We start from the raw sequence: 24817 nt of genomic DNA, 5'->3' as shown, positions 1-24817 counted from the left end.
CCTGAAACTCCGGGTACACGCTCACCGATCCCTCCTGGTCTGGCGCTCAACGATCAGCACCGTCGTCGGCACCTCAAGTACATCCGCTCCCACGACAACAACCTCGCCGTTGACGCCCCCCATGCGCGCCACGGCGGCCCCGTCGCGGTCGAGCTCTTCCTGCGCGCGCTCACCCTTGAGCGCGACCATCCGCCCGCCACCCTTGAGGAGCGGAAGGCACCACTTCGCCAGCTTCTCCAACGGAGCCACTGCCCGGGCAGTCACCACGTCGCAGTTCTTGAGCTGGGCGCGGATCGGCCCTTCCTCCGCGCGGCCCCGCAGGACCGTCACGTTGTCGAGCGCGAGCCGTTCCTTCACCTCCTCGAGCCAGGCGATCCTCCGCGCCATCGGCTCCAGGAGCGTGATCCTCAGGTCGGGCCGTGCGATCGCCAGCGGCACCCCCGGCAGTCCCGCACCCGAGCCCACGTCGACCACGCGCTCGTTCTGTTTGAACAGCTCCTCGATCACCGCCGAGTTGAGCACGTGCCGTTCCCAAATCTTCTCGACCTCGCGAGGCCCAATGAGGCCACGCTCGACGCCGTACTCCTCCAGGAGTCGAACGAACCCGGCGGCACGGTCGACGTGCTCACCGAAGACGAGCTTCGCGTTGTCGGGCAACTCCCCGGCCATGTTCTCCGTCCGTGAGCGTTTCACGTGAAACCACGCGGCGGCGACGTTCCGGCGGCCGGTGGAAAAGCTGGCGAATGCCAGGGCACCATCATGACGGATCGACCGTGCGCTCCGCCAAATCCTGAGCGCCGTTTCACGTGAAACTTGGGGGAAAGTTGCGTCCAACCATCTACACGGTGACTCACACGGGTCCCGGCACCGTCTCGACGATGGCTCATCCAGCCGGCGGCGTGTTCCTGGACCGGAAGCTACGCGGCCTACGGCGGCTCGGTGTCGACGTTTTGGTGTCCGCCCAGACCGACAGTGAACGGGTCGAGTGCGACCTCGTCGACGAGGAACGGATGGCCACCGCTGCCGGTCTTCAGTTCTTCTGCATCCCGATCGAGGACCGAACGGCGCCGCTCGGACTGGAGGTGGTCTCGCCGGTCGCGTCGGTCTACGAGCTGTACCGAGCGGGGGCGCACGTGGTGTTCCACTGCTGGGCCGGGATCGGACGCTCGTCGTTGTTGGCGGCGTTGATGTTGGGGATGGATGGGGTGGAGCCCGCGGATGCTTGGTCGCTCATCTCGACGGCGCGTGGGTTGCCGGTGCCGGACACTGCGGCGCAGGAGGAGTGGCTGGCCTCTTGGTGGGCTTCTCGGGATGGTCGGTTTCACGTGGAACAGTGATGAGCCGCCGCCAGGTCTACTCGCCCCGCGCCGAGTCAGTCTTGGCCTCGCCTCGGCTCGCCCCACCACCTGCCCAGGCGCCTCACTCGCAGCCCAAGCCTCTCAAGCCCGACAACCCCACCCACCGTCCAGGCAAAGCAAACGGCCCCTGGTTCCAACCGCAACCAGGGGCCGTGAGGTGAAGCTCGAACCCGTCAGGGCTTGGGGAAGATGATGACCCGCCGCTGCGGCTCCTCACCCTCGCTCTCGCTGTGCACACCCGCGATCGAGGCGACGGCGTCGTGGACGACCTTGCGCTCGAACGGCGTCATCGGGTGCAGCCGGGCGCGCTCGCCGGAAGCCAGCACCTTCTCGGCGGTGGAGCGGCCGAGCTCGGCCAGCTCCGCGCGACGGCCCGCTCGCCACTGGGCGATGTCGAGCATCAGGCGGGAGCGGACGCCCGTCTCCTGCTGCACGGCCAGGCGGGTGAGTTCCTGGAGCGATTCGAGGACGTTGCCGCGCGGACCGACGAGCTTGGACAGGTCCTCGCCGCCGTCGATGCTGACGACGGCACGGCCGCCTTCCACGTCCAGGTCGATGTCGCCGTCGTAGTCGAGCAGGTCCAGCAGACGCTCGAGGTAGTCGCCGGCGATGTCGCCTTCCTGGACGAGCAGGTCCTCGGTCTTGCTCTGCGACGGCTCAGCCGCGGCCTCGGCCTCGGCCGGCGACGACGCCTCCACGTCGTCGGTCGCCTGCAAGGTCTCCGACACGATGTCTCCTCTCCGGGGCAAACGCCCGAAATCAGCGGCGCTTCTTGCTGCCCGGCTTCTTGCTGGTGGATCGGCCTGGGGTCAGGCCGGGAATCTCGGTGTTGGGGCTGCCGTTGTCGGCACCCGACGAGGACGGGCCGCCGGGGCCCGCGGTCGGCATGCGCTTGGCCCCGTTGGCCGGCTTGGCGCCTGGCGCGGGCTTCTTCGGGTTGATCGGCTTGGCTCCCGGCTTCGGCGCGAGGGCCTGACGCGTCTCGACGACGGTGGCCTTCTTCTCCTCTTCCTCGGAGTCGATGCGCTTGTAGACGATGTGCTGCTGGCCGAGGGTCCACGCGTTGTTGGACAGCCAGTACAGCAGGATCGCGACGGGGAAGAAGAAGCCACCGGCGAGGACGCCCAGCGGGAAGATCCAGAGCGTCAGCTTGTTCATGATGGCCGTCTGCGGGTTGTCCAGCGCGGCCTGGTTCTGGCGGGCGACCGAGTGGCGGGCCGTGAAGTGGGTCGCGATGGACGCCACGATCATCAGCGGCACGGACAGCAGGATGACGTTCAGGCGCTCGGTGCCGTACTGGGCCAGCTGGTCGGACGGCATCGTGATGAACGTCGAGAGGTTGGTGCCGAAGAGCTTGGCGTTGACGAACGAGTCGACGCCCTGCTTGTCGAAGAAGTAGACCTCGCCCCAGCCGGGCTTGAACGAGCGCAGCACGTGGAACAGACCGATGAACACCGGGATCTGCACCAGCATGGGCAGGCAGCCGCCGAGCGGGTTCACGCCGTGCTCGGACTGGAGCTTCTGCATCTCCTGTGCCTGGCGCTGGCGGTCGTTCGGGTACTTCTTCTTGATCTTCTGCATCTCCGGCGCGAACTCCTGCATCTTTCGCATGGAGCGCACCTGGCCGACGAACGGCTTGAAGAGGATGGCGCGGAGGGTGAAGACCAGGAAGATGACGGCCAGCGCCCAGGCGAAGCCGCTCGACTCACCGAAGACCTTGCCGAACACCCAGTGCCAACACCACAAGATGAAGGACACCGGGTAGTAGATGAAGTTGAGCACGGGAGCTACTCCTCGGTGGATACGTCGGGGACCTGCCGCCTCGGCGGAACGGGGTCCAGGCCTCCAGGGTGCCAGGGTCCGCAGCGCAGCAACCGGCGGATCGTCAGCCAAGTTCCTCGCAACGCACCGTGGACGGTCAGGGCTTCCACCGCGTACGCGCTGCAGCTCGGGTAGAAGCGACAAGTCGGCGGCAGCAGCGGTGAGATGAACTTCCGGTAGAAGTGCACCGGCAGCAGCGCGACCTTCGCTGGCAACGTGGTCATCGCAGCACCTTGCGCAGAGCAGAGGAGAAGTCGGCGGCGAGCTCCGAGCTCGACGCCTCGGCTGCTGGTGCCAACGCCCGGACCACGACGAGAGTTCCCGGCGGCATGTCTGCGAGGCACGGGCGCACGACGTGGCGAAGTCGCCGGTAGACGCGGTGGCGGACCACCGAGTTGCCAACTGCCTTGCTCACGACGAAGCCCACCTTGGACGAATCCAAGGTGGGCACGTCAGGCGTCAAGGCGTGGACGACCAACCGGGGTCGTCCGGCGCGGCGGCCTCGGCGGACCACCAGGCCGAAGTCCTGGCTGCGGGTGAGCCGGGCGGCCGGTGGTAGCACGACGACGCTGCGCTTACCAGCCGCGATCAGGCGGACAGCGTGGCACGGCCCTTGCTGCGGCGCGCGGCCAGAATGGCGCGGCCGGCACGGGTCCGCATGCGCAGCCGGAAGCCGTGCGTCTTCGCGCGGCGGCGGTTGTTGGGCTGGAAGGTGCGCTTACCCTTGCTCACGGTCGGTTCTCCCGTTGCTTCACTGCTGACAAAGCCATGTGGTTGTCCCCGACGGCAGTGGACGTAGGCGCGCGAAAGGCGCCCGTCGCAAGCGGGAGACTCGTACGAGGGTACGCACCCCCGGGTGCGGCGACCAAATCGGGGTGGCCGACACCACGTCTTGTGAGGCGTGCCAGCCCTTGTTACCGTTCTTCCCTCGCGCATGCCGGAGCTGGCGAGGGAGCCGCCACCGTACCGGCAACACAACGCACCGTTTAGTGCACAGTTGTGGATAACTCTGTGGATGCCTCTATTCTCCGTGTCCACGTGTGGAGTCATGGGCTCCGGTGGAGGGGAGGGGAGCGCGGAGGTGTCGAACCAGCAGGTCGATCTTGGTCTCGTGTGGGCCGAGGTGGTGCAGGAGCTCGCCACGAGCCACCTGTCCCCTCAGCAGCGCGCGTGGATGAGGGTCACCCGTCCCATCGGTTTGCTGGACGGAACGGCCCTGCTCGCGGCGCCGAGCGACTTCGCGAAAGAGGCGATCGAACGCGCACTGCGCGACCCGATCACCGCCGCTCTCTCCCGCAGGCTCGGCCGCACGGTCTCCCTCGCGGTGAAGGTCGACTCGCCGGAACCGGTGAGCCCGCCGACCACGCCCATCCCGGTGCAGGCCGTTCCAGCGGTGCCGGGCATCCCGAACGGCGACACGCCCGGGTCCGTGATCGTCGAGGACGCTGTCGCCGTTGTTGCGACAAACGCTGATACAGCAACGGAAGGCACGGACTCGGAAGAGGTCGACGAAGCCGGCGACGCGCTCGCCGCCGTCACCGAGATCTGGCCGACGTTCAACACCGCGAACACGGCCGGCGCCGCGACGCCCAACGGGAACCTCCCGTACACGAGGCCCGCGAACCCGTCGCCGTCGCAGACCCGGCTGAACGAGAAGTACAACTTCGACACGTTCGTCATCGGCGCCTCGAACCGCTTCGCGCACGCCGCGGCCGTCGCCGTGGCCGAGGCTCCCGCCCGTGCATACAACCCGCTCTTCATCTGGGGTGAGAGCGGTCTCGGCAAGACGCACCTGCTGCACGCCGTCGGGCACTACGCCCAGCGCCTGTTCCCCGGCATGCGCGTGCGGTACGTGTCGACCGAGGAGTTCACCAACGACTTCATCAACTCGCTGCGCGACGACCGCAAGGTCGCCTTCCAGCGCCGCTACCGGGACATCGACGTGCTGCTCGTCGACGACATCCAGTTCCTGGAGGGCAAGGAAGGCACGCAGGAGGAGTTCTTCCACACGTTCAACACGCTCCACAACACGAACAAGCAGATCGTGGTGTCGAGCGACCGGCCGCCCAAGCGGCTGGAGACGCTGGAAGACCGCCTGCGCACGCGGTTCGAGTGGGGTCTGATCACGGACATCCAGCCGCCGGAGCTCGAGACCCGGATCGCGATCCTCCGCAAGAAGGCGGCGCAGGACCGGCTCGCGGCACCGGCCGAGGTGCTCGAGTTCATCGCCGCCCGGATAGAGCGGAACATCCGCGAGCTCGAGGGCGCGCTCATCCGCGTCACGGCGTTCGCGTCGCTCAACCGCCAGCCGGTCGACGTCCAGCTCGCCGAGATCGTCCTGCGCGACCTGATCCCCGACTCGCACGCGCCGGAGATCACCGCGCCGACGATCATGGCGGTCACCGCCGAGTTCTTCGGCGTCACGATCGACGACCTGTGCGGCCCGGGTAAGACGAAGGCGCTCGCCCAGGCGCGGCAGATCTCCATGTACCTCTGCCGAGAGCTGACGGACCTGTCGCTGCCGAAGATCGGCCAGACGTTCGGCGGCCGCGACCACACGACGGTGATGCACGCGGACAAGAAGATCCGCAAGGAGATGGCGGAGCGCCGGCGGATCTACGACCAGGTCCAGGAACTGACGTCGCGGATCAAGCAGCGTGCTCGCCACGCTCCCTGATCCAACCCGGGTACGACGAGGGGTCCTCCACCGCGGAGGGCCCCTTCTTTTTGTTCGCACACAACGGGACCCGACGGCACGCGGCCGCCGCACGGGCCGTACGCGCGCGCTCGAACCCGGGTGGAGTCGAGGGGTGTTCGGCCACGCGGAGGGGCTTACTGTTCACCCGCCGCACTCGAAGGGGTGGGGACAACTAGAAAGTTGTGAGACCCAGGCCACGATCTGGCCACAGAAGCCTGTTGAACACCCGGGTACAACTGCCCCGCACCCGGGGACGCACCCGGGGACAACTGTGGACGATCTGTGGATCGAGAGCTGTGCACAACTGGCTGTCCCCGGGTGCGCCGATCTGTCCCCGGGTGCCATCCCCCCTTAGTCCACATGGACGACCGTGTCCCGACCTGCGGGTTTAGCACCAGTCCACACAATCCACAGCCCTTACTGTTACTGCTGTTGGATCTTTTCCAGGAAGAACTTCAAAGCAAAACAGCGGGGGACAGCTCCCGGGGATCGGTGCCCGAACCCCGAAGTGACGGGAAGGGCCAGGACGCTCTAACGTGGTTGCTCCGCACCTCGGGTCAGCCGAGGGTCGAGGCTCCCTAACCCCCACTGGCACGTTGTCGTGGTTGGGCTTGTCGACTGTCGAGGAAAGGACGCCTCATGAAGATCCGCGTCGAACGCGACGGCCTCGCCGACGCTGTCGCCTGGGTCGCTCGCAGCCTTCCGTCCCGTCCGCCGGTTCCCGTGCTGGGCGGCGTGCTGCTCGACGCGGAGTCGGACGATTCGCTGACGGTCTCGGGATTCGACTACGAGGTCTCGGCTCAGGTCGGTGTTCCGGCGACGATCGCCGACGGCGGCCGCGCGCTGGTCTCCGGTCGGCTGCTCGCCGACATCACCAAGGCGCTGCCGAACCACCCGGTCGAGATCGCGGTCGACGGCGCGCGGATGATGATCAGCTGCGGGAGCGCCAGGTTCAGCCTTCCGACGATGCCGGTCGAGGACTACCCGGCGCTGCCGTCGATGCCGCAGTTGATCGGTGAGCTGCCCGGCGAGGTCTTCGGCGAGGCGGTCGGCCAGGTCGCCGTCGCGGCCGGCAAGGACGACACGCTCCCGATGCTGACCGGTGTGCGCGTCGAGATCGGCGAGGGCAAGCTGACCCTCGTCGCCACCGACCGCTTCCGCCTCGCGATGCGCGAGTTCCCGTGGGAGCCGGACGCGTCCCTCGGCGAGGTCGCGGTGCTCGTCCCGGCTCGCACGCTCGGCGACGCCGCCAAGACGCTCGGCTCGTCCGGCGGCAAGGTCGAGATGTCGCTCGCGGCGAACGACGGACTGCTCGGCCTGTCCGGTTCCGGCAAGCGCACGACGACCCGCCTGCTCGACGCGGACTTCCCGAAGTACCGCCAGTTGCTGCCGACCGAGCACTCGGCCGCGGCGATCATCGAGGTCGACACGCTCGTCCAGGCGATCAAGCGCGTGTCGCTGGTCGCCGAGCGCGGCACGCAGGTGCGGCTCGAGTTCGTGGACGGCGGCCTGCGCCTGTCCGCCGGTGGCGACGACGAGGGTTCGGCCGAGGAAGAGCTGCCGGTCGAGTACACCGGCGACGCGGTCACGATCGCGTTCAACCCCGGGTACCTCCTCGACGGTCTCGGAGCGGTGCGCACGCCCCGTGTCCACTTGTCCTTCACCACACCCAGCCGACCGGCGCTGCTCAAGCCGGTGGACGAGGATGGGAACGTGGCGCCGGGCTACCTGTACCTCCTGATGCCCGTTCGCCTGCCCGGCTAAAACCTCTTACCGGGTAACGAGAAACGTTTAGGGGAGAACACCGTGCAGCTCGGACTCGTCGGCCTCGGCAAGATGGGTTTCAACATGCGCGAGCGGGTGCGTCGGGCCGGTCACGAGGTGATCGGCTACGACCGCAACCCGGAGGTCAGCGACTCGGAGTCGTTGGCGGACATGGTTTCCAAGCTCGAAGCGCCGCGCGTGGTGTGGGTCATGGTGCCCGCCGGCGAGATCACCCGTGCCACGGTGCAGGAGCTGTCCGAGCTGCTGCAGCCTGGCGACCTCGTGATCGACGGCGGCAACTCCAAGTTCACCGACGACAAGATTCACGCGGATCTGTTGGCGGAGAAGGAGATCGGCTACCTCGACTGCGGCGTGTCCGGTGGCGTGTGGGGGCTCGACAACGGCTACGCGCTGATGGTCGGTGGCGACGCCGCCCACGTCGAGCAGGCGATGCCGATCTTCGACGCCCTGCGTCCGGAAGGTCCGCGCGAGGAAGGTTTCGCGCACGCGGGCAAGGTCGGCGCCGGCCACTACTCGAAGATGGTGCACAACGGCATCGAGTACGGCCTGATGCAGGCGTACGCCGAGGGCTTCGAACTGCTCGACAAGACCGACGTCGTGGACAACGTGCCCGCGGTGATCTCGGCCTGGCAGCGCGGAACCGTGGTGCGGTCGTGGTTGCTCGACCTGCTGGTGCGTGCGCTGGAGTCGGACCCGGAGCTCGACGATCTTCGCGGTTACGTCGAGGACTCCGGTGAAGGCCGGTGGACCGTTGAGGAGGGCATCAACAACGCGGTGCCGCTCCCGGTGATCTCCGCCGCGCTGTTCGCGCGGTTCACCTCCCGGCAGGAGGACTCGCCGGCGATGCGTGCCGTCGCTGCGCTGCGCAACCAGTTCGGTGGCCACTCGGTGCACCTCGCGGGTCCGTCGTCCGGTTCGGGCAGCACCCAGGGCTAGCGGGTGCACGTCAGACATCTCCAGGTCAGCGACTTCCGGTCGTGGGAGCTCGCGGACGTGGCGTTCGAACCCGGCGTGTCGGTGCTCGTCGGGCGCAACGGTCAGGGCAAGACGAACCTGGTCGAGGCGATCGGGTACGTGGCGACGCTGGGTTCGCACCGCGTCGCCACGGATGCACCGCTGATCCGGCACGGTGCGCAGCGCGCCGTCGTGCGGGCGGCCGTGGTCAACGACGACCGCGAGCTGCTCGTGGAGCTCGAGATCACGGCGGGCAAGTCGAACCGGGCGCGGATCAACCGCGGTCCGGTGCCGCGGACGCGTGACGTGCTCGGGATTCTGCGCACTGTGTTGTTCGCACCGGAGGACCTCTCTCTTGTGCGCGGCGATCCGAGCGACCGGCGGCGGTTCCTCGACGAGATGCTGGTGTTGCGCGCGCCGCGGTTCGCGGGCGTGCGCAGCGACTACGACCGTGTCCTCAAGCAGCGCAGCGCGTTGTTGAAGACGGTGAAGCATTCACGGTCGGCGGACCTCTCGACGCTCGACGTCTGGGACGGGCATCTCGCCAAGTACGGCGCGGAGCTGCTGGCCGCGCGGATGAAGCTGGTCCGCGACATGGCGGGCCACGTGACCTCGGCCTACGCGGAGGTCGCTCCGGAGTCACGGCCGGCGCTCATCTCGTACCGGTCGAGCGTCGGCGAACTTCCGGAGGACGAGGAGAGCATCGAGGACCTGTTGCTGGCCGAGCTCGACCGGGTGCGGCGGCAGGAGATCGAACGCGGGGTGTGCCTCGTCGGCCCGCACCGCGACGACCTCGAACTCACGCTCGGTGAGCTCCCCGCGAAGGGTTACGCCAGTCACGGAGAGTCATGGTCGTTCGCGCTCGCTTTGCGGCTCGGCGGCTACGAGCTGATGCGTGTCGACGGCATCGAACCGGTGCTCGTGCTGGACGATGTCTTCGCGGAGCTCGACCGCGGCCGGCGGCAGCAGCTGGCGAAGGTCGCGGCCGCCGCCGAACAGGTGCTGATCACGGCGGCGGTGGCGGAGGACGTTCCCGACGAGCTGAGCGGTGCCCGGTATGAGGTCAGTGGCGGGGAGGTCCGACGTGTCTGACGCACAGGCTCCAGATCCCCAAGATGTAGCTCGATCGGGTGTGTCCGCCCACACATCTGGGGACAAGTCTGTGGATGGTGTGGATAACTCCGTCACAAATCCGGACTTGTCCACAGGTTCATTCACACCTGAGGGTGAGCCACTGAGGGGTTCTGACCTCGCGCGGGCCGCTCTCGAGGCCGCGAAGGCGAGCGCGAAAGCGCGCGGACGCACCCCCGGCAGCAAGTCGAAGGGCCGTCCTGCCAACCGCCGCCGGCGCCGGTGGTCGGGGCCTGGACCGGACGACCGCGACCCCCAGACGATCGGTCGGATCGCGTCGCGGCTCGCCGCCGACCGGGGCTGGGTCGAGCAACTCCAGGGTGGCCAGGTCTTCGCCCGTTGGGCAAAATTAGTAGGCGAGGACGTCGCCGAGCACGCGAAACCGATTGCTCTCAGTGACGGGGAACTGACGGTCCAGGCGTCGTCGACGGCGTGGGCCACTCAGCTGCGCCTGTTGCAGCGCGACCTGCTGAAGCGGATCGCCGCGGGCATCGGTCACGGCGTCGTGAAACGGCTCAAGATCAAGGGGCCGGACGCTCCCAGCTGGCGACACGGCCCCAGGCACGCGCCTGGGCGCGGTCCGCGTGACACCTACGGGTGAGGTCCTGTCAAGGGCTCAGCGGCCGTTCTGCGGCGCAATGAGCGTTCACCTGCGGATTTGAACCCCTGTTTCAGCCGTCCTGACCCGTCTTGCGCTTCTTGAGGCGCTCTGTGACCGAATCAAAGGTGTCCTTGACCCCGTTCTGTCGGGGTGCCCCGGTAGAATCACGGGGAGCGTCACCCACAACGTGCGGGCGATGCCTGCATCAGCGAGGAGACTCCAGGCCCGTGTCAGCTAAGAAGAATGAGTACGGCGCGTCCTCGATCACTGTCCTCGAGGGGCTCGAGGCAGTGCGCAAGAGGCCGGGCATGTACATCGGCTCGACCGGCGAGCGCGGTCTGCACCACCTGGTCCAGGAGGTTGTGGACAACTCGGTCGACGAGGCGATGGCCGGGTTCGCGACGACAGTCGACGTCACCCTGCTGGCCAACGGCGGCATCCGGGTGATCGACGACGGGCGTGGCATCCCGACCGACATCCACCCGGTCGAGGGCATCCCGACCGTCGAGGTCGTCATGACCAAGCTGCACGCGGGCGGCAAGTTCGACAGCGACTCGTACGCGGTGTCCGGCGGTCTGCACGGCGTCGGCATCTCGGTGGTCAACGCGCTGTCCACGGCTGTCGACCTGGAGATCAGGCACAAGGGTTTCACGTGGACCCAGCGCTACGAGAACGCGAAGCCGACGCCGCTGGAGAAGGGCGCGCCGACGACCGAGACCGGCACCTCGGTCACGTTCTGGGCCGACCCGGAGATCTTCGAGACCACCGAGTACAACGTCGAGACGATCGCGCGCCGCCTGCAGGAGATGGCGTTCCTCAACAAGGGGATCACGATCATCCTGCGCGACGAGCGGGTCTCGGAGGAGGACGAGGAAGCCGACGCCGAGGGCCACAAGGCCGCGGTGAAGGAGCGCGTCTACCACTACCCCGGTGGTCTGGAGGACTTCGTCCGCCACATCAACCACACCCGCGACGCCGTGCACCAGAAGGTGATCGGCTTCGAGGCGCAGGGCGAGGACCTCCAGGTCGAGGTCGCGATGCAGTGGAACACCGGCTACACGGCCTCGGTCTACACCTTCGCGAACACGATCAACACGCACGAGGGCGGCACGCACGAAGAGGGCTTCCGCGCCGCGTTGACGCGTGTCGTCAACGAGTACGCGCGCGAGAAGAAGTTGTTGAAGGAGAAGGACGCCAACCTCACCGGTGACGACATCCGCGAGGGTCTCGCCGCGATCATCTCGGTGAAGTTGAAGGAGCCCCAGTTCGAGGGCCAGACGAAGACCAAGCTGGGCAACAGCGAGGCCAAGTCGTTCGTGCAGAAGTCGACGAACGAGCACCTGGCCGACTGGTTCGAGCGCCACCCCAACGAGGCCAAGACGATCGTCACCAAGTCGGTGTCGTCGGCGCAGGCCCGCATTGCCGCCCGCAAGGCCCGCGAGCTGGTGCGCCGCAAGGGCGCGCTGGACATCGGCGGCCTGCCGGGCAAGCTGAAGGACTGCCGCTCGACCGAGCCGGAGCGCTGCGAGCTCTACATCGTCGAGGGTGACTCCGCCGGCGGTTCGGCCAAGGAAGGCCGCGACTCGATGTACCAGGCGATCCTGCCGATCCGCGGCAAGATCATCAACGTCGAGAAGGCGCGGATCGACCGCGTCCTCAAGAACACCGAGGTCCAGTCGCTGATCACCGCGCTGGGCACGGGCATCCACGACGAGTTCGACCTGTCGAAGCTGCGCTACCACAAGATCGTGCTGATGGCCGACGCCGACGTCGACGGCCAGCACATCCGCACGCTGCTGCTCACGCTGCTGTTCCGCTTCATGCAGCCGCTCATCGAGCACAACCACGTGTACCTCGCGCAGCCGCCGCTCTACAAGATCAAGTGGCAGCGCGCAGAGCCGGAGTACGTCTACTCCGACCGGGAGCGCGACGCCGTGATCAAGGCGGGCATCGAGGCCGGCAAGAGGCTCGGCAAGGACGACAACATCCAGCGGTACAAGGGTCTTGGCGAGATGAACGCCGAGGAGCTGTGGGAGACCACGATGGACCCGGCGAACCGGATCCTGCGGCAGGTCACCATGGACGACGCGGCCACCGCCGACGAGCTGTTCAGCGTGCTCATGGGCGAGGACGTCGAGGCACGCCGTTCGTTCATCACCCGCAACGCCAAGAGCATCAAGTTCCTGGACATCTGAGTCCGGTCTTGGCACCTAGGCACCCTGGCGTTACCGGCGAGAAGGAAAGAGACCAGTGACCGAGACGACTCTGCCGCCGGACCACGACCGCATCGAGCCGGTCGAGATCCAGCAGGAGATGCAGACCTCGTACATCAACTACGCGATGTCCGTCATCGTGGGTCGTGCACTGCCGGATGTCCGTGACGGGTTGAAGCCCGTGCACGTCCGCGTCCTGTACTCGATGTTCGACTCCGGCTTCCGTCCCGACCGCGGCTTCAACAAGTGCGCGCGCGTCGTCGGCGACGTGATGGGCAACTACCACCCGCACGGCGACTCGGCGATCTACGACGCGCTGGTGCGTCTCGCCCAGCCGTGGGCGCTGCGCTACCCGTTGATCCAGGGCCAGGGCAACTTCGGCTCGCCGGGCAACGACCCCGCCGCCGCCATGCGGTACACGGAGTGCCGGCTCTCCCCGTTGGCCATGCACATGCTGGCCGACATCGAGGAAGAGACCGTCGACTTCCGCGACAACTACGACGGCCGCATCCAGGAGCCGGTCGTCCTCCCGTCGCGCATCCCGAACCTGCTGATCAACGGCAGCTCGGGCATCGCGGTCGGCATGGCGACCAACATCCCGCCGCACAACCTCCGCGAGGTGGCGGACGCGGTGGTGTGGGCGCTGGACAACTACGAGGCCTCCGACGAGGAGACCCTCGAGGCGATGATCGCCCGGATCAAGGGCCCGGACTTCCCGACGTACGGCCAGATCCTCGGCACCTCCGGCATTGAGGACGCGTATCGCACCGGCCGCGGCTCGGTCCGCATGCGCGCGGTCGTCGAGATGGACGAGGACGCCAAGGGCCGCACGATCCTGGTCGTCACCGAGCTGCCGTACCAGGTGAACCCGGACAACCTGGTCGAGAACATCGCCGCGCTGGTGCGCGACGCCAAGCTCACCGGCATCGCGAACATCGCGGACGAGTCGAACCGCCGCATCGGCATGCGCATCGTGATCACGCTCAAGCGCGACGCGGTGGCGAAGGTCGTGCTGAACAACCTCTACAAGCACACCCAGCTGCAGTACTCGTTCGGCGTGAACATGCTGGCGCTGGTCGACGGTGTGCCGCGCACGCTGCGGATCGACCAGATGATCCGGCACTACGTGAAGCACCAGATCGAGGTCATCCAGCGGCGGACCAGGTTCCGCCTGCGCAAGGCCGAAGAGCGCGCGCACATCCTGCGCGGTTTGGTGAAGGCGCTCGACCAGCTCGACGCCGTCATCGCGTTGATCCGCCGGTCCGAGACGCCGGACATCGCGCGCACGGGCCTGATGGAGCTCCTCGACGTCGACGAGATCCAGGCCAATGCGATCCTGGAGATGCAGCTCCGCCGGCTGGCCGCCCTGGAGCGCCAGAAGATCATCGACCAGTTGGCCGAGATCGAGCTGGAGATCGCGGACCTCAAGGACATCCTCGAAAAGCCGGAGCGGCAGCGCAAGATCGTGCGCGACGAGCTCACGGCGATCGTGGAGAAGTTCGGCGACGACCGCCGCACGAAGATCATCCCGTTCGACGGCGACGTGTCCATGGAGGACCTGATCGCGGTCGAGGACGTGGTGGTCACGATCACCCGCACCGGCTACGCGAAGCGCACCAAGACCGACCTCTACCGGGCGCAGAAGCGCGGCGGTAAGGGCGTGCAGGGCGCCCAGCTCAAGCAGGACGACATCGTCGCCCACTTCTTCGTGTGCTCGACGCACGACTGGATCCTGTTCTTCACGAACAAGGGCCGCGTGTACCGCACGAAGGCGTACGAGCTGCCCGAGGCCAACCGCAACGCGCGCGGCCAGCACGTGGCGAACCTCCTCGCGTTCCAGCCGGACGAGGAGATCGCACAGGTCATCCAGATCAAGAACTACGAGGTGTCGCCGTACCTCGTGCTCGCCACCCGCAAGGGTCTGGTGAAGAAGTCGAAGCTCTCCGACTTCGATTCCAACCGATCGGGTGGACTTATCGGCATCAACTTGCGCGAGGACGACGAGCTGGTCGGTGCCGTGCTCTGCTCGGCAGACGACGACCTGCTGATGGTGTCCGCGGACGGCCAGTCGATCCGCTTCCACGCGACCGACGACGTGCTGCGCCCGATGGGTCGTGCCACGTCAGGTGTGCAGGGCATGCGGTTCAACGCCGACGACGAGCTGCTCTCGGTGGGCGTCGTCCAGGAGGGCCTGTTCGTTTTGGTCGCGACGGACGGTGGGTACTCGAAGCGGACGCCGATCGAGGACTACCCGGTCCAGGGGCGCGGCGGCAAGGGTGTGCTGACCATTCAGCACGACCGCCGACGTGGCAGGCTGGTGGGCGCGCTCATCGTCGACATCGACGACGAGCTCTACGCCATCACCTCGACCGGTGGGGTCATCAGGACCCGAGCCGAGCAGGTGCGCAAGGCCGGACGGCAGACGAAGGGGGTGCGGCTGATGAACCTCGGCGAAAGCACCACTTTGATCGCTGTCGCACGCAACGCGGACGAGCCCAGCGACGTCACTAACGGTGAGACGTCTGCCGCGGAGGACTCTGCCGCCGACCAGGCAGTCACCCCCACCGACTCGGCTGAGTAGTCGGAATTGCTAGCGAGAGGCTAAGGACAGCTCGTGACTCCCCCCGAGAACCGCGAAGGTCGGGACGCGGACAAGACCGCGGTGATCACCAAGCCGACTCCCCAGAAGGCTGCGGAGAAGGCGGAGGCGGCCGCGCCGTCGGCCTCCGGTTCCTCGGGTGGGAACGCGCAGGACAAGACCAAGCCTGTGCAGGCCGAAAAGGCGGCAGAAGCCGCCGCACCGGCCGCTGCTCCCGAGACTCCCGCTGCTCCTGCCCCGGCTGCGGCCGAGCAGAAGACGGTCTCGATCGACACGCCCGCCTCGAAGCCGGCGCAAACGTCTGCTCCGACGCAAACGTCTGCTCCGGCGCAAACGCCTACTCCGGCGCCCGCCGCCGAGCCGGTCGTGCCGGTTGCCGCCGTCACCGAGGAGCCGGTCGTCGTAGCCGCACCGCCGCCCTGGCAGCGCGTGACGAACGACACGGAGGCCGGCCAGCAGGACTCGACCCAGGCGTACGTGGCTCCGGCCGCGCCGCCCGTGCCGTCGTCCGAGCAGGCACCGGCCTTCCCGCAGACCGACCCGGACACCGTCAAGGTGCAGAAGCCCGTGGTCACGGGCTCGGCCGTGCCAGCAGGCCTGGGCAGCAGCCGCACGTCGGTGAACATGGGCGGCAGTGCCCGTCCCGCCGCCGCCACCCCGTCGGCCCGCCGCCCCGGCCGCGGTCCGCGCCGCGCCTCGCTGCAGGTGAAGCGCGTCGACCCGTGGTCGGTGCTCAAGCTCGCGCTGGTGCTCGGCGTCGCGCTGTTCTTCGTCTGGCTCGTGGCGGTCGGCGTGCTCTACGGCGTGCTGCACGGCATGGGCGTCTGGGACAAGATCAACAGCACCGCGAACGACCTGCTCCAGGCCAACGAGCCGGGCGAACCGTTGATCAGTGCCGGCCGCGTGTTCGGCGTCTCGGCGATCATCGGCGCGGTCAACATCGTGCTCTTCACGGCCCTCGCGACCGTGGGTGCGTTCGTCTACAACGTGTCGGCAGACTTGGCTGGTGGCTTGGAACTCACCCTCTCTGAGAGGGAGTGACCCCCGATTTGGGAGCGGCGAGGACGATCCTGTAAGGTTCTCCTCGTCGCCCCGAGGGGCGACAGTTGATCGAGGGCCTATAGCTCAGGCGGTTAGAGCGCTTCACTGATAATGAAGAGGTCGGAGGTTCAAGTCCTCCTAGGCCCACTCGATTCGGCGGATATCTATGTCGGCGGAATGCGCCGACCGATTGCCGAATCATCGTCCTTTTTCTCTGGGGGCCAAGCCCCCAGACCCCCTGCCGGGGGCAAGCCCCCGGACCCCCATCATCATCGCTCGGAATCCTGTAGCGTAGTGGGGTCGTGCGTCAGCGGTCTTGGGAGGGATTCGAAGTGGCTAAGAAGATCATCGCACTCGTCGTGGTTGCCGGTGCGGTCCTGTTCTTCGTGAAGCGCAGCCGTTCGGCCAAGGCCGACGCGGACCTGTGGCGCGAGGCCACCGCTCCCACCGACTGATCTGGCGGGCGGCTCGAGCCGCCCCAGATCCATGGGGACGTAGCTCAATTGGCAGAGCACCGCCTTTGCAAGGCGGGGGTTAGGGGTTCGATTCCCCTCGTCTCCATCCGCTTTCACTGAAGCCCTGTTCGCCGCCGTAGCGAACAGGGCTTCAGTGTGTTTCCGGCGAACTCCGCTCAGTGACGCTCAGGCGTTGGCCAGAGATTTCTTCTTCGCGGACTGACGAAGTGCGTCGATGCTCCAAGCGCCGGCACCCGTGAACACGAGCAGCAGGAACGCCCACGAGTAGATCGCCGCGAGCTCGCCGCCGTTCGCGATCGGTAGGACACCCTTCGGCTGGTGCACTACGAAGTACGCGTAGGCCATGGCGCCGGAACTGATGAACGCGGCCCACCGCGTCCACAGGCCGATGAGGATGAGCCCGCCGCCGATCAGCTCGATGAGGCTCATCGGGCCGCCTGGCCAGGACAGCAGCGGGGTTCCCTTCATGATCTTCTGGACGCCGTGGATCAAGAAGAGCAGGCCGATCACGATCCGGAACAGGGCCAAGGCCTGGTCACGTCTTTGCTCCAGAAACTGCATGGCGGATGGTCCTTCCGGGCAGGGCGAAGAAGTTGAACGATCACAGACTCTGCCGCTTGAGGCGCCTTCGCGGTCTGGTTGACTGTTGCCCCTATGAAACGAGCACTGTTGCTGCCCCTGCTCGGCGTACTCGCCGCGTGCGGCACCGATGTCGCCCAGAACGTGCCGGTGCCCACGACCCAGACCAAGCAGGTCACCACCACGACCAGCGCGGCTCCGACAGTGCCGCCCGCGCCGCAGCCCGCGAAGGACGGCGCCTGCCCGTACCTCGCGACGACGTTCGTGGCCGAGGCGAACGGGCAGCGCGTGCCCAAGGTGAAACTGTCAACGGACGAGCCCCACCCCGCGTGCTTCTTCTACGCCACGGCAACTGAGGTCCAGTTGACCGTGCGGGTGTACGTGGGTGACGAGCGGATCGCCAAGAAGATCGTGAACGAGGCCGCGCCGGACGGTTCTCAGCCGGCGAGCTCACCCACCGGGTGGACCGGAGGGTACGTCAGCAGCGACACCGGTGTCGTCTACGCCGTCTCAAAGGGCGAGGCCGCGGTGGTCGTCACGAGCAATCAGAAGCAGTCGATCAAGGCCAGGCGGATCGCCGAGACCGCGATCGGCAACCTCAAGATCTGAAGAATTTGATCACTCGTTGCGGTGATCAAAGCGGTTTTGGCGCACCGTTGGGCCGTTCGGCGTACATGCTGTAGATCGTCAACTGATCTGCAGTGAGGGCTTTGTGCGCGCCGAAGACCGGCAAACGGGGAAGGACAGCCGCCTACCGCGGCTTCTTCGCCGTGCGTTGCTGGTCGTCGGAGGTGCCATTGCCGCGGCGGTCATCACGTCCGCACCCGCGTGGGCGGACGTGATCGAGGACGGTGTGACCGTCACCGCGACCACGACCACCACTGTGATCAGCTCGGTCAAGGACGCGACGAAGGCGGACGAGCTTCCGGACCGGGTGCTCCACGCCGGGCGCGATCTCGTGCCCGCGCCGGTCGTGCCGATCTCGCTGGACACCGGCCTCGCGCTGCTCCAGGAGTTCGCCACCGACCTGCCGCTCGCGTCGCCGGTCGATCTCCGGCACGGCGACGTCGTCGCACCGGTCAGGTCCCGCCTGGGCCTGACCGAGCACCACGCGGCACAGCCGGCGTCGAGCACGCCGGTTCTCCGGTTCAGCACCGAACCGGTTCTTCCCTCATCGGCCGGTTCCGACGTCATCGTGTCGGAAGCGGCGTCGACGCTGCCGTTGTCGAGCGCCTCCAACGGACAGGGGAACGACTCTTCGCCAGTCGTTCCTCGCCGAGGTGAGCTCAACGGCACCTGCCACGCCATGCGCACGACCGAGTCCGGTCAGCTGGCGTGCCGCATTTGGACGTCTGTCGTCCGCGTCATGTCGGTGCGGGTCGGGCAGCAGCCCGGTCGCACCCCCGACTGATCCGAGCGCGCGGTTCGCGGAAGCCCGTTGAGGCTTCGCACCCCCTCGGTCAGCGTCTTCTCAGCGCCGTCGAACCGCGCAGTTGCGACCCCTCGCACAGAAATCCCCCCGAACAGGAGTAGCAATGCGCATCTGGGCCAAGCGCGGCATCCAAGCCGCACTGGTTACCGGAGGAATGATCGCTCTCGGCACCGGCGTCGCGAACGCCGGCGGCTGTGACGCGACCTGCCCGCCGCAGCCCCACGTTCCCGTGGACGGCGCGGCGCCGGCCGGCCTGCTCAGCGGGCCCGGCGTGGACGTTCCGATCCACGCGGCGAACAACAAGATCGGCACTCCGCTCGGCGAGATCGCGCCGCCGCCGATCCACAACGAGAAGATCAAGACCGGCCCGCTGGGCAAGCTGGTGCCGCCGCTGAAGGTGCTCCCGCCCGGACACCCGCTGAGCGGCACCACCATCCCCGTCGACGGCATGGTGCCGATCGACATCTCGGGCAACGCCATCGGCATCCTCGGCGACGTCGAGACGACGAACGAGTCCGAGTACTGGTACCACCGCCCGAACGCCATCACGACCAACGGCGACAACGGCACGCTGACCGGCATCATCGCCGGCATCACCGGGTACGTGCCCACCCAGATCACCGGCAACGCGATCGGCATCGGCGCCACCGCCAAGACGCAGAACAGCGCGCTCATGGCGATCCACGGTGGCGGCGACTGGGAGACCAGCGGCCGCAAGGGCACGCTGAACGGCATCATCGCCGCGGTCCGCCAGTCCCTGCCGGTCGGCTTCAACAACAACGCCATCGCAGGCCTCGGCACCGCTGAGACCGACGGCTGCACCACCGACATCGGGCGCATCGACGGCGGGCTCAAGTCCGACGGCACGGAGAGCGTCGGCGGCGGCACCATCGCCGACTTCTCGCACGGCCACCCGGTCGGCCTGAACGCCGGTTCCTACAACCTCGTGGGCAACACGTCGTCGCACTCGCACGACACCGGCATCGCCGAGGTCGGTACGCCGCTGCCCTCGCGCACCGGTGGCGAGTACGTCCTCACCGAGGGCCGCCGCGGCGTGCTGTCCGGCCTGGTCGCGCAGCCGACGCTGGCCCTGCCCTGCGAGCTGTGCGGTGACGCGGTCACCGTCGGCGGCAACGCGGACGCGAGCGGCTCGAAGACCAAGCTGTCGACCGCGAGCCCCGGCCCGATCAAGACCGGTGGCGCGGAGAGTGCCGGCTCCGGCCAGGTCGTGCAGGTGCCCGTCACGCTGCCGCACGGTCTCACCAGCACCTCGGCGGCCGTCCTCGGCAACGCGTCGGCGCAGTACGACGAGACCAACACGATGATCTCGGGCGGCTCCGTCGAGACCACCGGTGAGGACAGCACGCTGGGCGGCAACATCGCGTCCGTGCCGGTCGCGCTGCTCGCCGAGGCGTTCTCGAACGCGTTCTCGGTCGCCGGCCAGGCGCATTCGCACGCCGCGAGTGAGCAGCACATCACCGCTGGTGGGCCGCTGGAGACCAAGGGCACCGGCTCGGTGCTCGGCGGCAACATCGCGCAGGCGCCGGTCGTCGCCGCCGCGAACGCCGTCGGCCAGGCCTACACCGTGGGCGGCATGGCGACCGCCAAGGCGCCGGAGTCGGTCAAGTACGTCACGGTCGGTGGAGACACCGTCGCGGGCACGCCGGACGGCACCCCCGAGGGCAGCACCGCGGCGAGCAACGTCGCCAACGTGCCGGTCGTCGCGTCGTTCCTGATGGCCGACAACGCGCTGTCCGTGCTCGGCTACGCCAAGGCCGAAGGCACCCAGCTCGCCAACTTCGTCGCTGGTGGGGACGCGGTCTCCAACGGCAACCGCGGCTCGCTGTCGGGCAACCTCGTCGAGGGCGCCGTCACCCAGCCCATCGTCAACCCGGCGGGCATCGCGGGCACGGTCGGCGGCAACGCGTTCGCCGACCACGAGGGCGTCGTGAACCACGTCGCCGGTGGTGAGCAGGAGACCGACGGCACGGACGGGTCGCTCTCCGGCAACATCGTCCCGGTCGCCTGGGCCGGTGTGGCCGAGGTCTTCGGTGTGGCCGCGGCTGCTCCCGGCATCGCCGAGTCGCACGCCGCCGTCGACACCTTCTCGGGCGCCGGTGGTGCGCGCGAGACCCACGGCGACGGTGGTTCGGCGTCGGGCAACATCGTCCGCGCCGACGCCGCGCCGGTCGTGCAGGTCGTGTCCCTCGCGGGCTCGCTGGGCGGCCAGGCACTGGTGTGCGCGCACGACAAGACCGTCGCGATGGCGGGTGGCGACGACACCACGACCTCCGAGGACGGTTCGGTCGCCGGCAACAGCATCGGTGCCCACGTGCCGGCGGTCGTGAAGGCCGTCAGCGTCGCGGTCGCGGCGGCGGGCAACGCCACCGCCACCGCCGAGACGTTCACCGCTGCCGTCGCGAGCGGCAAGCACTCCACGGCTCCCGAGGGCAGCAACCTGTCGGGCCGGATCATGGACGTGCCGCTCTCCGGCAACGTGCTGCTCTACGACCTGCCGGTCGAGGTGCTGGGCCAGGCGCTCACCGACGTGACCTACCTGGACCCGAGCCCGGAGGACGAGGACAAGTCGCTGACCCGCTCGCTGCCGTTCGACCTGTCGTTCGCCGACGGCCTGATGGGCGCCACCGACGTGCCGTCGTTCAGCCAGGTGAACAACCTCGGCTCCGTGAGCGACCTCAGCACGGTCACCGGCACGCTGCCGCTGGCGGTCTGACCAGCTAGCTGACCGAACACGCGAACGGGTGGTCTTCCAGACGGAAGACCACCCGTTCTGCTGTTCCGCGACCTACTTGACGGGTTCCTTCTGGGTCGGCACCTGCCCGTTGAGGACGGGCTCCGGCAACGGGGCCTGCTCCTCGTCCTGCAGGTGGACCTCTTCCGGCCTGCGCGTCATTGCGACGTAGCCGGCAACTGCGGCCGCGATCAGCAGACCCATCACCCACGGCCAGCGGCGGCGCTTCGGTGCGTCCGCACCCATCTTCGCCGCGGCCTTGCGGATCTCCTTGGCGCGGGACTTGGCGTCCTTGCGCGCGTGCTTCGCTGCCTTCTTGACTTCCTTGCGCACTTCTTCGGCCTTGCTCATGAGGTCAGCGCGCGTCTTCGCGCTCTTCTTGGCGAGGCGCTTGCGAGAACGGCGGGTCTGCTTCTCCCAGTCCTCAGCCTTGCCCATGAGCGTGTCGGCCCGCTCGACGAGCGCGCCGCGTACCTGGTCAGCCGTGATCCCGCGCTCCGCGAGCTTCACCTCGGCGGCATGACCAGCGCGAACGACACCCTGACGCGCGGCCTTCAGACCGGTGCCGACAGCCTTGCCAACGGACTCGCCGGCACGGGTCATGACGTCCACCTCGTCCATTCTGTGCTCCACACGTTGTCGTCCGGTTATGTCATAGAGGTACCCATCGTGCCCCTTTCTGAACATCACCGCCCGTGGATGGCACGATGGGGTGGTGGCTGACAGCAACGAATCCTTCGTCGGGACCAAGGTGACGGCGACCCTGCACACCACGCAGGGCGACATTCGCCTCAACCTGTTCCCCGACCACGCCCCCAAGACGGTGGCGAACTTCGTCGGGCTCGCCGAGGGCACCAGGGACTACACCGAGGCGAACGCGAGCGGCACCAAATCGGGTCCGTTCTACGACGGCACCCTGTTCCACCGCGTGATCGCCGGCTTCATGCTCCAGACCGGCGACCCGACCGGCACCGGCCGCGGTGGCCCCGGCTACCGCTTCCAGGACGAGTTCACCTCGGACCTGCAGTTCAACAAGCCGTACATCCTCGCGATGGCGAACGCCGGGCCGAACACCAACGGCTCGCAGTTCTTCATCACCGTGGCGCCGACGACGTGGCTGAACTTCAAGCACACGATCTTCGGTGAGGTCGCGGACCAGGAGTCGCGCGACGTCGTCGACGCGATCGGCAACACCACGACCGGTGCGGGCGACCGTCCGGTCAACGACATCAAGATCGAGCGGATCACGATCGAACGCGCGTGAGCGACGCACTTGTGCCACCGGAAGGGCCGATCGGAGCACAGCCGGAAACGCCGGTCTGCGCACGTCATTCCGATCGGCCCACCCGGCTGCGCTGCACCAGGTGCGACCGTCCGGCCTGTCCGGACTGTCTGCGCGACGCCGCGGTCGGCATGCAGTGCGTCGACTGCGTGAACGAGGGCAAGCGCTCGGTTCGTTCTGCTCGCACGCTCGTGGGCGCGCAGGTGTCGGACCGCGTGATCATCACGCCGGTGCTGATCGCCCTCAACGTGCTGGCGTACGTGGTGACCGTCTTCCAGTCCGGCAGTCCGATGAACAACTCCCGGTCGGGTTGGTTCGAGGCGACGTCGATGATTCCCGAGCTCACCGCGCAGGGTGAGTGGTGGCGGATCCTCACATCGGGCTTCATGCACTTCGGGCTGATTCACCTGGCGCTCAACATGGCGGTGCTCTACGTCGTGGGCCAGCACGTCGAACGGGAACTGGGCAAGCTCCGGTTCAGCGCCGTGTACTTCCTGTCGCTGTTCGGCGGCAGCGCGGCGGCGTTCTACTTCGGCACGGTCTGCCAGCAGCTCGCCGGCGCGTCCGGTGCGGTGTTCGGCCTGATGGGTGCGCTGCTCATCCTGTGGAAACGCCAGCGGCGGGACATCTCGACGATCGTCGTGGTGGTCGGGATCAACCTGGTGTCGAACCTCTTCACCAACGCCTCGCTGCTCGGGCACCTCGGCGGGTTCGTGATCGGCGGCCTGCTGACGCTCGCGATGGTGAGGGCGCCTCGGGAGAACCGCAACCTCTACCAGATCGCCGCCGTGGTGGCGGCAGTCGTGCTGCTCGCCGGCATGTTCTGGTTGCGTGCCACCGAGCTCGACACGGCGGTTGAGGTCATCTCCGAGATTTCCAGGACGTGCCGCCCGAATTAGGGCCGCAGGGCGTGCAGGACTCCCGCGACTTCTTCCGGATCGGCGCCGAGGTCCAGTTTCGTGAGCACCACGAGACGGTCGTCGGCGTCGAGCTCCAACGTCTGCTGTTCCCTGCCGAGCCGGCGGGTGGTCTGCAGCTTGACCTTCACCTCGTGCCACGGCAGGTGCGTGGTGTTCGCGAACCCGCGCACGGCCAGCCCGCTCGCGTCGGCGGACAGCCGCGGCCGGGCGATCGTCGCGAACGCCGCGAGGTACGTGACCAGCAACGTTGCCAGGCCGATGAGGAGCCGGCCGGCGTTGTCGTCGGCGAGGATCGTGGCGACGGCGAGCAGGAGGGCGAGCACCCACGCGCCGGCGACGAGCGGGGCGGGAGTGGACCAGGTGCGAGTCACACCGTCGAGTGTCCCGCATTCAATGTGGACAACTGAACGGCTCCGCCGTGAGGGGAAACCGACGCTTGTGCATTTTCTCGCAAAGTTGTCCACAGGACTTGTCCCCAATGGGGATGACTTACAGCCGTGTGCTTCGGTGACGCTCAGATGAACCAGGTGAACCCGGCGATAACAAAGGTCGGCCCGGACGTGTGACGTCCGGGCCGACCTCGACGAACAGTGAGCGGCTGCGCTCGCTCGGTGGCTACCGCCAGCGCATCGTCATCAGGAGACCGATGATCATCAGTGCGAAGCCGATGGCGAAGTTCCACGCGCCCAGCTCGAGCATGAACGGGATCTTCTCGGCCGCGATGTAGTTCACGACGAGCCACGCGAGGCCCAGCAGCATGAAGCCGAGCATGATGACGACGTAGACCGGGTGGGACGGTCCCGCTGCCTTGACCTTGACCGGCGTGCGGCGGTCAGTCGGTGCGGTGTAGACCGCCTTCTTCCGGACCTTGGACTTGGGCATGCTGTCCTCGCCTGACGTGGATATCCCTCAGTGACGCAAGTTTACGTGCACTACTCAGGGAACACGTTAACGTAGCGGACGTGGTCAGCGAACCACCTGGCAGACGCAGTTGTTTTCAGTTCACAGTCCGCGCGGAGGTTCTCAGGTGAACTCGGGTCCGCAGCAGCCGCCTCCACGGCGCCCTGCACCCCGTCGTGATGACCTGCAGCACGTGCGGGCCACACCGTCGCCGCGCCCGGTGCCACCGCCCGACGCGACGCAGTTCACCAGCGCTTTCTCCGGCAGCCTGCCGC

At 67.6% G+C, this 24817-nt stretch carries 24 protein-coding genes, 2 tRNA genes and 1 pseudogene; 17 read left to right on the top strand and 10 right to left on the bottom strand.

Annotated elements, in window-relative coordinates; genetic code table 11:
- Positions 1-21 precede the first annotated feature (21 nt).
- Positions 22-669, bottom strand: a complete 648-nt coding sequence (gene rsmG, locus DI276_RS46205; RefSeq protein WP_112276354.1) for a 16S rRNA (guanine(527)-N(7))-methyltransferase RsmG — start codon at positions 667-669, stop codon at positions 22-24.
- A 209-nt stretch (positions 670-878) separates the two neighbouring features.
- Between rsmG and DI276_RS46200 the strand changes: the two genes are divergently transcribed.
- Positions 879-1337, top strand: coding sequence for a protein-tyrosine phosphatase family protein (locus DI276_RS46200; protein WP_112276352.1), 459 nt, complete (start codon positions 879-881; stop codon positions 1335-1337).
- A gap of 194 nt (positions 1338-1531) precedes the next feature.
- Here the strand turns inward: DI276_RS46200 and DI276_RS46195 are convergent, their stop codons facing one another.
- The 5 genes from DI276_RS46195 to rpmH form a co-directional block, all read right to left on the bottom strand.
- Positions 1532-2086: a Jag family protein gene (locus tag DI276_RS46195; protein WP_198681316.1), complete on the bottom strand. Its 555-nt coding sequence runs from the start codon at positions 2084-2086 to the stop codon at positions 1532-1534.
- Positions 2087-2117: 31 nt separating this feature from the next.
- Positions 2118-3140 carry a membrane protein insertase YidC gene (gene yidC / locus DI276_RS46190; protein WP_112276151.1) on the bottom strand — a complete coding sequence of 341 codons (1023 nt, stop codon included), beginning with the start codon at positions 3138-3140 and terminating at the stop codon, positions 2118-2120.
- Between the two features lie 5 nt (positions 3141-3145).
- Positions 3146-3403, bottom strand: coding sequence for a membrane protein insertion efficiency factor YidD (gene yidD / locus DI276_RS46185; RefSeq protein WP_030480223.1), 258 nt, complete (start codon positions 3401-3403; stop codon positions 3146-3148).
- Positions 3400-3693 carry a ribonuclease P protein component gene (gene rnpA / locus DI276_RS46180; protein WP_408610645.1) on the bottom strand — a complete coding sequence of 98 codons (294 nt, stop codon included), beginning with the start codon at positions 3691-3693 and terminating at the stop codon, positions 3400-3402. Before rnpA ends, yidD begins: the two co-directional genes overlap by 4 nt.
- Positions 3694-3767: 74 nt before the next feature.
- On the bottom strand, positions 3768-3911 hold the full coding sequence (rpmH, locus tag DI276_RS46175; RefSeq protein ID WP_030465619.1) for a 50S ribosomal protein L34: 144 nt from the start codon (positions 3909-3911) through the stop codon (positions 3768-3770).
- Between the two features lie 349 nt (positions 3912-4260).
- Between rpmH and dnaA the strand changes: the two genes are divergently transcribed.
- The 11 genes and pseudogenes from dnaA to DI276_RS46125 all read left to right on the top strand — a co-directional run bounded on the left by dnaA (position 4261) and on the right by DI276_RS46125 (position 16762).
- Positions 4261-5856, top strand: coding sequence for a chromosomal replication initiator protein DnaA (gene dnaA / locus DI276_RS46170; protein ID WP_112276147.1), 1596 nt, complete (start codon positions 4261-4263; stop codon positions 5854-5856).
- Positions 5857-6516: 660 nt separating this feature from the next.
- On the top strand, positions 6517-7641 hold the full coding sequence (gene dnaN / locus DI276_RS46165) for a DNA polymerase III subunit beta (protein ID WP_030465617.1): 1125 nt from the start codon (positions 6517-6519) through the stop codon (positions 7639-7641).
- A 42-nt stretch (positions 7642-7683) separates the two neighbouring features.
- On the top strand, positions 7684-8598 hold the full coding sequence (gene gnd, locus DI276_RS46160; RefSeq protein WP_112276145.1) for a phosphogluconate dehydrogenase (NAD(+)-dependent, decarboxylating): 915 nt from the start codon (positions 7684-7686) through the stop codon (positions 8596-8598).
- A 3-nt stretch (positions 8599-8601) separates the two neighbouring features.
- Complete coding sequence (gene recF / locus DI276_RS46155) at positions 8602-9708, top strand: DNA replication/repair protein RecF (protein ID WP_112276143.1); 1107 nt, start codon at positions 8602-8604, stop codon at positions 9706-9708.
- A gap of 106 nt (positions 9709-9814) precedes the next feature.
- Positions 9815-10348: a DUF721 domain-containing protein gene (locus DI276_RS46150; protein WP_112276141.1), complete on the top strand. Its 534-nt coding sequence runs from the start codon at positions 9815-9817 to the stop codon at positions 10346-10348.
- Between the two features lie 227 nt (positions 10349-10575).
- Positions 10576-12543, top strand: a complete 1968-nt coding sequence (gene gyrB, locus DI276_RS46145; protein ID WP_112276139.1) for a DNA topoisomerase (ATP-hydrolyzing) subunit B — start codon at positions 10576-10578, stop codon at positions 12541-12543.
- Positions 12544-12598: 55 nt separating this feature from the next.
- Complete coding sequence (gyrA, locus tag DI276_RS46140; protein ID WP_112276137.1) at positions 12599-15142, top strand: DNA gyrase subunit A; 2544 nt, start codon at positions 12599-12601, stop codon at positions 15140-15142.
- Positions 15143-15427: 285 nt separating this feature from the next.
- Positions 15428-16201, top strand: a complete 774-nt coding sequence (locus tag DI276_RS46135; protein ID WP_408610644.1) for a DUF3566 domain-containing protein — start codon at positions 15428-15430, stop codon at positions 16199-16201.
- A gap of 73 nt (positions 16202-16274) precedes the next feature.
- Positions 16275-16348 (top strand) — tRNA-Ile (locus tag DI276_RS46130).
- A gap of 185 nt (positions 16349-16533) precedes the next feature.
- A pseudogene (locus DI276_RS52840) lies at positions 16534-16653 on the top strand (DLW-39 family protein); the annotation flags it as partial.
- A gap of 36 nt (positions 16654-16689) precedes the next feature.
- Positions 16690-16762, top strand: a tRNA-Ala gene (locus DI276_RS46125).
- Between the two features lie 80 nt (positions 16763-16842).
- Here DI276_RS46125 and DI276_RS46120 read toward each other — a convergent pair.
- The gene (locus tag DI276_RS46120; protein WP_112276135.1) at positions 16843-17238 is read right to left on the bottom strand and encodes a DoxX family protein; all 396 of its coding nucleotides are present in this window, start codon (positions 17236-17238) and stop codon (positions 16843-16845) included.
- Positions 17239-17331: 93 nt separating this feature from the next.
- Here DI276_RS46120 and DI276_RS46115 point away from each other — a divergent pair, with 93 nt between their 5' ends.
- From DI276_RS46115 to DI276_RS46105, 3 genes are all read left to right on the top strand, one after another.
- Positions 17332-17865, top strand: a complete 534-nt coding sequence (locus tag DI276_RS46115; RefSeq protein WP_112276133.1) for a DUF2020 domain-containing protein — start codon at positions 17332-17334, stop codon at positions 17863-17865.
- Positions 17866-17968: 103 nt separating this feature from the next.
- Positions 17969-18667 (top strand): hypothetical protein, encoded by a 699-nt coding sequence (locus DI276_RS46110; protein ID WP_157985370.1) that lies wholly within the window; start codon positions 17969-17971, stop codon positions 18665-18667.
- 124 nt (positions 18668-18791) lie between these two features.
- On the top strand, positions 18792-21422 hold the full coding sequence (locus DI276_RS46105; protein ID WP_112276129.1) for a hypothetical protein: 2631 nt from the start codon (positions 18792-18794) through the stop codon (positions 21420-21422).
- A gap of 72 nt (positions 21423-21494) precedes the next feature.
- Here DI276_RS46105 and DI276_RS46100 read toward each other — a convergent pair whose 3' ends face one another.
- Positions 21495-22061: a hypothetical protein gene (locus tag DI276_RS46100; protein WP_112276127.1), complete on the bottom strand. Its 567-nt coding sequence runs from the start codon at positions 22059-22061 to the stop codon at positions 21495-21497.
- A gap of 94 nt (positions 22062-22155) precedes the next feature.
- Here DI276_RS46100 and DI276_RS46095 point away from each other — a divergent pair, with 94 nt between their 5' ends.
- Together DI276_RS46095 and DI276_RS46090 are read left to right on the top strand one after the other, a co-directional pair.
- Complete coding sequence (locus DI276_RS46095) at positions 22156-22704, top strand: peptidylprolyl isomerase (RefSeq protein WP_112276346.1); 549 nt, start codon at positions 22156-22158, stop codon at positions 22702-22704.
- A complete protein-coding gene (locus DI276_RS46090; RefSeq protein WP_232837378.1) occupies positions 22701-23621 on the top strand; it encodes a rhomboid family intramembrane serine protease in 921 nt (306 codons plus the stop codon). Before DI276_RS46095 ends, DI276_RS46090 begins: the two co-directional genes overlap by 4 nt.
- Here the strand turns inward: DI276_RS46090 and DI276_RS46085 are convergent.
- Together DI276_RS46085 and crgA are read right to left on the bottom strand one after the other, a co-directional pair.
- A complete protein-coding gene (locus DI276_RS46085) occupies positions 23618-24013 on the bottom strand; it encodes a PH domain-containing protein (protein WP_232837377.1) in 396 nt (131 codons plus the stop codon). The genes DI276_RS46090 and DI276_RS46085 overlap by 4 nt on opposite strands.
- Before the next feature lie 244 nt (positions 24014-24257).
- Entirely contained in the window at positions 24258-24524 is a 267-nt protein-coding gene (gene crgA / locus DI276_RS46080; RefSeq protein WP_065915483.1) for a cell division protein CrgA, read from the bottom strand.
- Between the last annotated feature and the right edge of the window lie 293 nt (positions 24525-24817).

Source organism: Lentzea terrae (assembly GCF_003265345.1).
In the GTDB taxonomy this organism is placed as follows: Bacteria; Actinomycetota; Actinomycetes; order Mycobacteriales; family Pseudonocardiaceae; genus Lentzea; species Lentzea terrae.
The sequence above is the reverse complement of the archived record's forward strand: the minus strand, read 5'-3'. Positions and strand labels throughout refer to the sequence as shown.